This window comes from Mesobaculum littorinae (assembly GCF_004011175.1).
Taxonomy (GTDB): domain Bacteria; phylum Pseudomonadota; class Alphaproteobacteria; order Rhodobacterales; family Rhodobacteraceae; genus Tranquillimonas; species Tranquillimonas littorinae.
The window spans coordinates 632,335-643,317 of record NZ_RQXX01000003.1 but is presented as its reverse complement, the minus strand read 5'-3'; the positions used below and the strand labels follow the sequence as shown (position 1 = coordinate 643,317).

General features: G+C 68.3%; 10 protein-coding genes and 1 tRNA gene. 5 read left to right on the top strand and 6 right to left on the bottom strand.

The window, feature by feature from the left end:
• Positions 1 to 277 precede the first annotated feature (277 nt).
• A complete protein-coding gene (clpB, locus tag EKE94_RS12235) occupies positions 278 to 2,893 on the bottom strand; it encodes an ATP-dependent chaperone ClpB (RefSeq protein ID WP_127906867.1) in 2,616 nt (871 codons plus the stop codon).
• A gap of 200 nt (positions 2,894 to 3,093) precedes the next feature.
• On the opposite strand from clpB, the gene EKE94_RS12230 reads away from it, so the two are divergent.
• A complete protein-coding gene (locus EKE94_RS12230; protein ID WP_127906866.1) occupies positions 3,094 to 3,369 on the top strand; it encodes a hypothetical protein in 276 nt (91 codons plus the stop codon).
• A gap of 115 nt (positions 3,370 to 3,484) precedes the next feature.
• Here the strand turns inward: EKE94_RS12230 and EKE94_RS12225 are convergent, their stop codons facing one another.
• On the bottom strand, positions 3,485 to 4,318 hold the full coding sequence (locus EKE94_RS12225; RefSeq protein WP_127906865.1) for a hypothetical protein: 834 nt from the start codon (positions 4,316 to 4,318) through the stop codon (positions 3,485 to 3,487).
• Between the two features lie 121 nt (positions 4,319 to 4,439).
• Here EKE94_RS12225 and pyrF point away from each other — a divergent pair, with 121 nt between their 5' ends.
• Positions 4,440 to 5,135 carry an orotidine-5'-phosphate decarboxylase gene (pyrF, locus tag EKE94_RS12220; RefSeq protein ID WP_127906864.1) on the top strand — a complete coding sequence of 232 codons (696 nt, stop codon included), beginning with the start codon at positions 4,440 to 4,442 and terminating at the stop codon, positions 5,133 to 5,135.
• A 52-nt stretch (positions 5,136 to 5,187) separates the two neighbouring features.
• Here the strand turns inward: pyrF and EKE94_RS12215 are convergent, their stop codons facing one another.
• Positions 5,188 to 5,607 (bottom strand): NUDIX domain-containing protein, encoded by a 420-nt coding sequence (locus EKE94_RS12215; RefSeq protein WP_127906924.1) that lies wholly within the window; start codon positions 5,605 to 5,607, stop codon positions 5,188 to 5,190.
• An 83-nt stretch (positions 5,608 to 5,690) separates the two neighbouring features.
• Here EKE94_RS12215 and EKE94_RS12210 point away from each other — a divergent pair, with 83 nt between their 5' ends.
• Positions 5,691 to 6,944, top strand: coding sequence for a DNA polymerase IV (locus EKE94_RS12210; RefSeq protein WP_127906863.1), 1,254 nt, complete (start codon positions 5,691 to 5,693; stop codon positions 6,942 to 6,944).
• 2 nt (positions 6,945 to 6,946) lie between these two features.
• Here EKE94_RS12210 and EKE94_RS12205 read toward each other — a convergent pair whose 3' ends face one another.
• Entirely contained in the window at positions 6,947 to 7,804 is an 858-nt protein-coding gene (locus EKE94_RS12205; protein ID WP_127906862.1) for an N-formylglutamate amidohydrolase, read from the bottom strand.
• A 150-nt stretch (positions 7,805 to 7,954) separates the two neighbouring features.
• Between EKE94_RS12205 and EKE94_RS12200 the strand changes: the two genes are divergently transcribed.
• Both EKE94_RS12200 and ykgO read left to right on the top strand, forming a co-directional pair.
• A tRNA-Val gene (locus EKE94_RS12200) sits at positions 7,955 to 8,029 on the top strand.
• Between the two features lie 77 nt (positions 8,030 to 8,106).
• On the top strand, positions 8,107 to 8,232 hold the full coding sequence (gene ykgO / locus EKE94_RS12195; protein ID WP_068338904.1) for a type B 50S ribosomal protein L36: 126 nt from the start codon (positions 8,107 to 8,109) through the stop codon (positions 8,230 to 8,232).
• Between the two features lie 297 nt (positions 8,233 to 8,529).
• Here the strand turns inward: ykgO and EKE94_RS12190 are convergent, their stop codons facing one another.
• Complete coding sequence (locus tag EKE94_RS12190; RefSeq protein WP_127906861.1) at positions 8,530 to 10,176, bottom strand: peptidoglycan-binding domain-containing protein; 1,647 nt, start codon at positions 10,174 to 10,176, stop codon at positions 8,530 to 8,532.
• A 95-nt stretch (positions 10,177 to 10,271) separates the two neighbouring features.
• Positions 10,272 to 10,916 carry a hypothetical protein gene (locus EKE94_RS12185; RefSeq protein ID WP_127906860.1) on the bottom strand — a complete coding sequence of 215 codons (645 nt, stop codon included), beginning with the start codon at positions 10,914 to 10,916 and terminating at the stop codon, positions 10,272 to 10,274.
• Between the last annotated feature and the right edge of the window lie 67 nt (positions 10,917 to 10,983).

Genomic DNA, 10,983 nt, shown 5'->3' with positions numbered 1-10,983 from the left:
CCGCAAGTGGTTTTTTGCAGAAAGATGACGTTTTCTTCCCAACGCCCGATTTTTTCGCGAAGCGGCTGTAATCACGCAATATTTGCGCACGGGACGCAGGTGTCGAAACTAACTTTTGCAAAGCCCCCTGAACGCCCCTCGGGCCCGCTGCACCTGGCCCGCCTGAATCATGGGGCTGTGCCCCCGAAAAACCCGACTCGGGCGACTCGGATTCGGCGTGCGGAACGCAAAAAGGGCGCCCGAGGGCGCCCTTTTTCTGTCTCGCACCATATGGCGGTCAGTGAATCACCGCATCCTGCGGCTTCGGCCGCTGCGACTCGGACAGCCGGTCGCCCACGATCAGCCCATCGGCCCCGGCACTGACCGGCAGGGTATCCCCGTCGGCCACGTCGCCGGCCAGGATCATCTCGGCCAGCGGGTCCTGCAGGCTGCGCTGGATCACGCGCTTGAGCGGACGTGCCCCGAACACCGGGTCATAGCCTTCGTTCGCAAGCCACTGGCGCGCCCCGTCGTCGAGGTCGAGCGTGATCTTCCGCGCCGCGAGCCTCCGTTCGAGCCGCCGCAGCTGGATCTCGACGATCCCGCCCATGTCCTGCCGGCCCAGCCGGTCGAACACCACGATCTCGTCCAGACGGTTCAGGAACTCGGGGCGGAAGTGAGCCCGCACCGCATCCATCACGTCGCGCTTGGCCGCTGCGGCGTCCCCGTTCTCGGGCAGCTGGCTGAGCGCCTGGCTTCCGAGGTTCGAGGTTAGCACGATCAGCGTCTGCTTGAAGTCGACGCGCCGCCCCTGCCCGTCGGTCAGGACACCGTCGTCCAGAACCTGCAGCAGGACGTTGAAGACATCCGGGTGCGCCTTCTCGACCTCGTCGAACAGCACGACCTGGTAGGGCCGCCGCCGCACGGCTTCGGTCAGGACGCCGCCCTCTTCGTACCCGACATAGCCCGGAGGCGCGCCGATCAGGCGGGCCACCGCGTGCTTCTCCATGAACTCGCTCATGTCGATGCGCACCATGGCGTTGTCATCATCGAAGAGGAATTCGGCCACGGCTTTCGTCAGCTCGGTCTTGCCGACCCCCGTGGGCCCGAGGAACAGGAACGAGCCCAGCGGGCGGTTCTCGTCGTTCAGGCCCGCACGCGCGCGCCGGACCGAATTGGCCACCGCCGTCACCGCCGCGTTCTGGCCGATGACCCGCTTGTGCAGACCATCCTCCATGCGCAGCAGCTTTTCACGCTCGCCTTCCAGCATCTTGGACATGGGGATGCCGGTCCAGCGCTCCACCACGCCCGCGATCTGCTCGGGGCGGACGGCCTCTTCGACCATGACGTCGCCGTCCTCGCCGTCGCTTTCGGCCAGCTGCTTTTCCAGCCCCGGGATCACGCCGTAGGACAGCTCGCCCGCCTTCGCCAGGTTGCCCTCGCGCTTGGCGATCTCAAGCTCCGCGCGGGCGCGGTCCAGCTGCTCCTTCAGGTCGCGGCCGGAATTCAGCCGGTCACGTTCGGCCTGCCACTTGGCAGTCATGGCGTCCGACCGCTCCTGAAGCTCGGACAGCTCCTTCTCGATCCGCTCCAGCCGATCCTTCGAGGCCTGGTCATCCTCCTTGCGCAGCGCCTCGGCCTCGATCTGCTTTTGCAGGATGTCGCGGTCCAGCGCATCGAGCTCCTCGGGCTTGCTGTCCACTGCCATGCGCAGGCGGCTGGCCGCTTCGTCCATCAGGTCGATCGCCTTGTCGGGCAGGAACCGGTCGGTGATGTAGCGGTTCGACAGCTGCGCCGCGGCGACAAGCGCCGAGTCCGAGATCCGCACGCCGTGGTGAAGCTCGTACTTCTCCTTGATGCCGCGCAGGATGCTGATCGTGTCCTCGACCGTCGGTTCGCTGACCATCAGCGGCTGGAACCGCCGGGCCAGTGCGGCGTCCTTCTCGACATACTTGCGGTACTCGTCGAGCGTGGTGGCGCCGACGCAGTGCAGCTCCCCGCGCGCGAGCGCGGGTTTAAGGAGGTTCGAGGCGTCCATCGCGCCATCGGTCTTGCCGGCACCCACAAGGGTATGCATCTCGTCGATGAAGAGCACGATCTCGCCCGCGGCATTCGTGACCTCGGACAGGACCGCCTTAAGCCGCTCCTCGAACTCGCCCCGGTACTTCGCGCCCGCGATCAGCGCGCCCATGTCGAGCGCCAGCAGACGCTTGTCGCGCAAGGATTCGGGCACGTCGCCGTTGACGATCCGCAGGGCTAGGCCTTCGGCGATGGCGGTCTTGCCGACGCCGGGTTCGCCGATCAGCACCGGGTTGTTCTTGGTCCGCCGCGACAGGACCTGCATCGTGCGCCGGATCTCGTCATCGCGGCCGACGATGGGGTCGATCTTTCCCTCGCGCGCCGCCTCGGTCAGATCGCGCGCGTATTTCTTCAGCGCCTCATACCCGTCCTCGGCACTGGCCGTGTCGGCAGTGCGGCCCTTGCGGATATCGTTGATCGCCGCGTTCAGCGCCTGCGCGTTGACGGCACCGGCGTCCAGCGCGTCTTTGGCCTTGGATTTCGTAAGGGCCAGAGCGGTCAGGATCCGTTCCACCGGCACGAAACTGTCGCCGGCCTTCTTGGCGACCTGTTCGGCCTGGTCCAGCACCTTGACGGTGGCAGGGTCCAGATAGACCTGTCCCGCATCGCCCGAAACCTTGGGCAGCTTGCCCATGGCAAGGTCCAGCGCCTCGACCACGCGGTCGGGCGCCCCGCCCGCGCGGCGGATCAGGTTGGCGGCAAGCCCCTGCTCGTCATCCATCAATGCCTTAAGCAGATGTTCGGGAACCAGCCTCTGATGGCTTTCCCGGTTTGCGATCGTCTGCGCGGCCTGAATGAACCCGCGCGCACGCTCGGTGAACTTCTCCAAGTTCATAGTCGTCTCCTTCCAGAAGCGCCCCTCGCGGTGCCTGACTGCCAGCACATCCGCCCACGGGGCCTTGCTGTTGTCATATGGTCACAGCATTCGCCCCGTTCAAGTTTTCCTGATCATCAACGGAATATGAAACTTATCCACAACACATGCGTTTTGACGCCAAGAAGACAGTGCCCGCCTTCACCGAGTGGAGAAATGTGATGATCATTTTCGACAGCAGCATCAGCAACGTGTCGCATGACCGCGATTTCGGCCGCATCGAGGCGACCGTGACGTTCGTGGCCAAGGTTGCTCAGGGTCAGCCGACCCGCATGGTGCGTATCCGGACCAACGTGCCGACGAGCGGAGGCGCCTCGCTGCGTGAACGCCTGACGAAGGACGCGGCCGTCCTGGCCCGCCGTCTTCCGGCCGCGCGCCGCAACCTCGCGCCGCGTCCGGTGCATGAAGGCCCGATGCACGAAGAACGCGTCGCCTGATCGCAGCGCCCCGAGGGCAGCGGGCCCCGAGTATTCGCCCGAACAAACGAAAAGGCCGCCCCCGAAGGCCGGCCTTTTGTTTTTCCGGTCGGCCCCGGCGGGGCCGAGAGCACTCTTACTGCGAGGTCAGCGGATCGTCGTCGCTGCCTTCGGGCCCCGACTCGGTCGGAACAAAGGGCTCGGCGCCGCCATCGGGCTCGGAGCCTTCGCCGCCGTCATCGGGATCCGCAACAATCTCGGGCTCGGCCGATCCGCCGCTTTCGCCCTCTTCGGTCTGCGCGGCCTCGTCGGATGCGTCATCCGCAACGGTCTCATCGGGGCCGGCCGCAGCCTCGCCAGTGGGGGCGACGATGTCGGCATCCTCTTCGGCGGCGGCATCCTCCTGCGCCTCGGCCGGGGCAGCGTCGGTCGCCGTATCACCCTCGGTCGCGGTGTCCGCATCCTCGACGGGGGCAACGACTTCGGCCGCACCATCTTCGGTCGCGCCGTCTTCGGTCACAGCGTCTTCGGTCACGCCGCCGTCGGTTGCGGCTTCGGCGCCTTCGGCGTCGTCGGTCGCAGCCTCTTCGCCTGCAGCGTCATCGCCTTCGGCATCCTCGGCAGCGGCGCCTTCATCCGGAGTTTCGCCAGCAGCGCCATCCGTGTCCTGCGCTGCGCCGTCGTTGCCCGCGCCTTCCATCGGCTCGGCGGCCAGGCCCTCGGCTTCGCCAGCGTCCTCTGTGTCGGCACCGTCGACCAGCGGATCGGCAGGGGCCTCGGGCGCCGTGCCGGCACCTGCGGGCCTGTCGGCCGCGACACCTTCGACATCGTCTTCCGCCGTGGTCGGCTCTTCGCCCTGGAACGCGAAGACAAGCGCGATCAGAAGAACCACACCCACCGCGCACACGGCCAGCTGAACAATGAACGAGCCCTGTTTCTTCTTCCGGCCGGAGGGATCAAATTCCGCCATCCCGCTCTCCCTTCTTCATAACAGTTGTCCCGCCCGCGAACTTTCGCACTTGCGTTCGGGGGTCTCGCTCTGCCCTACACAGGGGAGGTAGGCAAAGCCAAGAGGGCAGGAGAGGGAATTGATGCAGGATGACCGTCTGATCGTGGCGCTGGACGTGCCGAACGCGGTGGCTGGGCTGGACCTTGCCGATCGACTGGGGGACGCGGTGTCGTTCTACAAGATCGGCCTGGGAATGCTTACCGGCGGCGGACTGGCGCTGGCGAACGAGCTGAAGACAGAGCGCGGCAAACGCATTTTCCTGGACATGAAGCTTTTCGATATCGGCGCGACGGTCGAAGCCGCGGTGCGCGGGATTGCGCAGTTCGACCTTGATTTCCTGACCGTCCACGGCGACCCCAATGTCGTGCGCGCCGCCTGCGAAGGCGCCGCGGGGTCGCAGACGAAGATCCTTGCCGTCACCATCCTGACATCGCTCGACCGGACCGATCTGGACGCCGCGCTGATCCGCGACGGCGCGATCCCGGACCTTGTCGTCGACCGCGCGGCGGCGGCGTTCGAAGCGGGCGCGCATGGCGTCATCGCCTCGCCGCAAGAGGCGGCGGCGATCCGCGCATTGCCGCAGGCCGAGGGGCGGCTGATCGTCACCCCCGGGGTCCGGCCCGCGGGGGCGGATGCGGGCGACCAGAAACGCATCGCCACTCCCGCGCAGGCAATCCGCGACGGCGCCGACCATATCGTCGTGGGCCGCCCCGTCTGGCAGGCCCCCGACCCCGCCGGCGCCGCTCGGGCGATCCTGGGCGAGATCCGCGGCGCCTGATCCGGCCAACCGGCCCCTCCAAGCGCCGCGTGCGCTTGGCTTCAGCGCCCCTTCAGACCGACACATCCCCGGGCCGTTCAGGCAGACACGCGCGCAGGCGCCTGCGCAGATGGGCAATCGCGCCTGGATGGTCGATGAACTCCGCGATGGGCATGAGCGTCAGGTCCTGCCCCTCGCCCCCCAGCCGCAGCGCCCCGGGGTCGAGCACGGGTAGATCCGCGGCGAAGAACCAATTCGGCCCCGGACACAGCCGCCGCCAGAAGATCCGCGCGGGATCGAGCCGCAGGCCGGTCTCCTCCCGGGTTTCGCGCAACACGCAGGCGAGCGGCGTCTCATCGCCCTCGCGCCCGCCGCCGGGCAGGTCCCACAGGCCGGGATAAAGGATGTCCGGGCGGTCATCGCGCAACAGCGCAACCACATGCGCCCCTGTCAGAATGGCGATCTTCGCGCCGCGAAACGCGGCGTCGGTCATGCCGGGCGCTCGGTGATCGCTGGTCAAACCCGGCCCTTTCGCTCTATATATGGGGCCCTGCCCCCAGCCATTTCGGTGCCGCGATGTCTGCACTTTGCCGCGATTGCCTGACGCGTTTCGACGCCGGTCGCCGATGTCCGGCGTGCCGCAGTCCGCGCGTGCTGGCGCACCCCGAACTCGAAACCCTGTCGATCGCGCATATGGATTGCGATGCCTTCTATGCCAGCGTCGAGAAACGCGACGACCCGAGCCTGCGCGACAAGCCCGTGATCGTCGGCGGCGGGCGCCGGGGGGTCGTGACCACCGCCTGCTACATCGCGCGGATCCGGGGCGTGCGCTCGGCCATGCCGATGTTTCAGGCGCTCAGGCTCTGCCCCGAGGCGGTGATCGTCAAGCCGCGCTTTCCGGTCTATGCCGAAGTTTCGCGCGCCGTCCGCGCGATGATGGAGGACCTGACCCCGGTCATCGAACCCCTGTCGCTGGACGAGGCCTTCATCGACCTGACCGGCACCGCCCGGCTGCACGGTGCGCCGCCCGCGGTGATGCTGGCCGGGCTGGTCAAGCGGATGCAGGACGAGCTGGGGATCACCGGCTCGATCGGGCTGTCGCACAACAAGTTCCTGGCCAAGATCGCCTCGGATCTCGACAAGCCTCGCGGATTTTCCGTGATCGGGCAGGCCGAGACCATGGAGTTCCTGCGCGACAAGCCCGTGTCGATGATCTGGGGCGTGGGCGAGGTGACGCGCACGGGGCTTGAAGCCGCGGGCATCCGCAGTTTCGCCGACCTGCGCCGCTGGGATCACCGCGACCTGATCTCGCGCTTCGGGGGCATGGGCGACCGCCTGTGGCACTTGGCGCGGGGCGAGGATCGCCGCCGCGTGTCGGCCCATGCCCCGGTCAAGAGCATCTCGAACGAAACCACATTTGGCGAGGATACGGCCGACCCGGACCTGCTGGACGGACACATCTGGCGGCTGGCGGAAAAGGTCGCCGACCGCGCCAAGGCCAAGGACATGGCGGGCCGCGTCGTGACGCTGAAGCTCAAGCGCGCCGATCACCGCAGCCTGACCCGCCGGGTCAGCCTGCATGACCCCACGCAGATGGCGGACCGGCTTTATCGCACGGCGCGCGGGCTTTTCGATCAGGTCGCCGACCCCGGGCCCTTCCGGCTGATCGGGGTCGGGCTGTCGGACCTGGTGTCCGCGGCTGTGGCCGACCGCTCGGCCGACCTGCTGGATCCGCAGGCGGCGCAGCGGGCGCAGGCTGAACGCGCCTATGACGCGATTCGCGCCCGCTTCGGCCCCGAGGCGATCGTGAAGGGCCGCGCCCTGCGCTAGGGCTATTCGGCCGCCAGCGGCATGTCGAAGGATCCGATCTGCGCGATCTCGGCCACCACGGCGCCCAGCCGGGCGCGGAAGGCCTCGAACCCCGCGTGGGGCGCGATGCGCTGCTCGTCCATGTAAAGCGACCGGTCGATCTCGATCTGGACGGCGTGCTGGCGTCGGGCCGGGCGACCATAGTGCTGGGTGACATAGGCGCCAGCGAAAGGGGCGTTGCGCACCACCCGAAGGTCGGCGCGCAGGAAGGCGCGTTCGATCCGCTCGACGACCTCCCCGCCCGCGGCCGAGCCGAATCGGTCGCCCAGGACGATCTCGGGCGCGGGGCCGCGGGCGGTCGCGGCCTCCAGCGCCTCGTGCGGCATGGAATGGCAGTCGATCAGGATCGCCTCACCGAACTGCGCGTGCGATTCGGCCAGAAGCCCCCGCAAGGCCGCGTGATAGGGGCGCCAGACCTCGGACAGGCGCGCCTCGGCCTCGGCGAAGGGCAGTTTGCCGCGATAGATCGCACGCCCGTTCGCCACCACCCGAGGAATCACCCCAAGGCCCGAGGCGATGCGTGGATTATGCAGGCTGCGGCGCACGCCCTCGATCAGCGCGGGGTCCAGTTCGTCCGCCGCCCGGTTCAGATCCACGTAGGCGCGCGGCAGGGTTGCCGCGATCAGCGGCGCGCCGGATCCGGGTGCAGGGGCGAAAAGATCGTCGACATAGGCATCTTCGGACGACCGCAGGACGGCGGCATCCAGCTCCGATGCCAGACGGAATCGCCGGGGGTAATCCCGGCCGGAATGCGGTGAGGCGAAGACCACGCTGGTGGTCCGCGCCGCCGGCATCGTCAGACGAAAGGGGGCGTCCACCATGAAATGACCTCCTTCTCGGGAATATAGGGGGAAATTCCGGATTGCCAAAAGGCCTTGAACCCGGTCGCAGGTGCCTTTATAGGACATCGGACCGGCGCGGAGCTTTCCGCGTCGCGTTCGTTTCTGCGATCCCCTGACCGGGATTGCTGTGGGCGGTTAGCTCAGCGGTAGAGCACTACGTTGACATCGTAGTGGCCACTGGTTCGATCCCAGTACCGCCCACCATTATTTGAGCGGGGCCAGATCTGGCCTCAGACGGAAACCCAAGGCGCGACGGCGCCGCGACATGAGGAGAGGACATAATGAAAGTCCGCAACTCGCTCCGTTCGCTGAAGAACCGCCATCGCGATTGTCGGGTCGTTCGGCGCAAGGGCCGCGTCTATGTGATCAACAAGACGCAGCGCAAGTTCAAAGCTCGCCAGGGCTGAACGCGCAGCCGTCCTTCACCGGACGGCACATCGGAATACAGAAAAACCCCGCAGCCGGCGCTGCGGGGTTTTTCTTGTGCTGGAGTCTTGCGTGCCCGAAGCCTGCTGGACCGGCACATGGGCCAGCCGCGGGTCGCTGGACCGCCGTGCCTTAGCGCCCCGCGACAGCGTCCCGTTCGCCCCGCCTGTCTGGGGGCCACCGGCCCGTTGCACGGCCCGCGAAGCTCGGCGGATTGTTTCACGTGGCATGCCCCGGGCGCGACAGCGATGCCGCGCCCGGTTTCCCCCGACCGAAGCCTAGTCCAGAAGCGACCGCACGCTGTCGGCCAGCAGCCGCACCACCGTGGGTTCGTTCAGGTAGCCCGAAGTGGGCAGCCCCGAATCGGACTGGTACTGCCGCAGCGCGCGGCGGGTCTCGTCCGTGAACTCTCCATCCACTGCCCCGGGATTGCGGCCCAGGCCCTCAAGCCGCTGTTCGATCAGCCGCCGGGTGACGGCGTTCAGCCCCAGGGCCTGCTCTTCGGCGGCCGCGGCGCGGTTCTCCTGCCCGCCTTGCTGGCGCAGCTCCTCGATCCGGGCGCGGGCGGTTTCCTCGAATCGGCCGTTAGGATGCTGCTCCAGGTAGCGGCGATAGCCTTCGACATCGTCCTCGCTCCGGGCGCGGGCCCAATGGGCGTTTTCGGCCTCGTCCGCCTGCGCGCGGTTGCGCGCCTCGATGGCGGCCAGACGGTCGCGCGCCGTTTCCGAGTGCAGGCCGTCGGGGTAACGGTCGAGGTACTGGCGCAGCGCGGTCTCGTCGCGCCCCTCGCCGGTGTCCTGCCAAAAGGCATTGTCCTGCGCCTCTCGCTGCCGGCGCCTCTCGGCATCCTCACGCTCGATCTCGGCGGCGCGGACGGCGGCACGGTCGTCCAGCCGCAGGATCTGGTCGCGCGTCAGGTAGGTCGAGCGGGTGAACCCGTTCTCTTCCTGGAACCGGCCGATGGCACTGCGGGTGCCCGGGCCGAAGATGCCGTCGATCCCGCGAGTGTTGTAGCCCAGCAGGGACAGGTTGCGCTGGATCTCGCGCCGCTGATCGCCGGAAAGACCCAGCGCGGACTCGGTCGCCTCGGCCTGCCGGGCGGGGTCGGAAAGATAGGCCAGGCGGTCGCGCGCCTCGCCCGCATGCTGGCCGGAGGGATAGCGCGACAGGTAAAGCTCGATCGCGGCGACAGTGTCGAGTTCGCGCACGACCTCCCACAGCCGGTCGTCTTCGCCCGCGGACGAGCCCCCCGTGTCGAGGAAGGGCTGCCGCCGCGGCGGCTCACCCACTGCGGTCAGTTCGGGCGTGCCGCGCACCATCGACGCGATGCTTTGGCCGCTGTCGGTCAGCCCGGTGACCAGCCCGGCGACCGCAACGGGCGTGCCGGTGACGATCGTCACGCCCGAATCCTCGGGCAGTTGTCCCAGCCCGCGCGTCAGGTAGGCGGCGCCGTCGGACAGGGTACCCCGGTCGCCGCGCTCGGTCGCCAGCACCAGAAGCGCCGGGCCGTCCGCCTCGCCCAGGATGGGCAGCAGGGCGGAGACGGGCAGCGCGCGGCGTGACAGCTCCAGCGCGCCGGCCGCGCCCGCGGCCAGATCGGGGCTGCGGTCGACCGGAAGGAAATAGGTATCCTGCCCGGTGGACAGGAACCGGCCCGACAGCACGACGACCAGCCCCTCGCCGTCGTCGGCGGCCTCCTCGAACCGCTCTGCCAGATCGCGCAGGGCCGAACTGCTGGCGTTGCGCGCCTGAAGCACCCGCACGCCGGCGTCCTCAAGGTCCGAGACCGCGCGCAGGGGAAGCTCCCCACTCGAAAGCGCGCGGTCGCCGCTATAGTCGCCGTTGCCGACGATCATCGCCAGATCGGCGGCGGACACGGGCAGTGCCGTCATCGCCAGAACCCCGGACAGAATCGTGCCTTTCATACCTCTTCCCCTTTTTGAGATCGGCCGCGATGCTGTGCCTCGCGGCGCCGCTATTCAATATCATGCCCCAGACCCGGCGCCCCAAGGCCCGCATTTCAGCCCCGCGCCTGCGCCACGGCATCGGATGGGCCGTCCAGCGCGGCGCGCGTCAGGCCCGCTACCAGCCGGGCCATCCGTTCCGGCCCGCCGGCCAGCCGGGCCAGCCCTTTCGCATCGTCGGGCAGCCCCAGATCGCGCGCCGCCGTCAGCGCGGGACCCGTGGCAAAGGGGTGAAGGTCGGGCCAGACCATCTGCGCCTCGCGCGCGAAGATACCCGCGCCCGTCGCACCGATCCCCTTCACCGCCTGCACCCCTTGCAACAGGTCTTGGGGCGTCTCGGCTTCGTCCCGCAGGTGGCGCAGGTCACCGGACCAGCGGTCGCGCACCAATCGGGCGGCGTCGTGCAGGTAATCGGCGCCTTGGTTGTCGAAGCGGGCATAGCCGTTCCGGTTCAGCACGCGGATGCGGCTCGCGCGCGTGCTGGCCAGAATGCCGTCGATCTTGTGCAGGTCATGCCGCTTCAGCGCCGCCGCGGCCTTGACCGCCTGGGCAGCCGAGATGCGGGCCGACATCAGCAACGCGCCCACCAGCCAGTGAAACCATTGCTGCGGCACGTCGCGGGCAATGTTGGCGCCCATGTCTTCGCTGTAAAGCCGCCCCTGCGACGAAATCAGGATGTCCGCGAGTTCGCCCTGGCCCATGTGTTTCCCCCTGTGGCGGCACCTGCCTCGGCAACGGCGCGGCCACGGGTTGCGTTCCGCCCCCGCA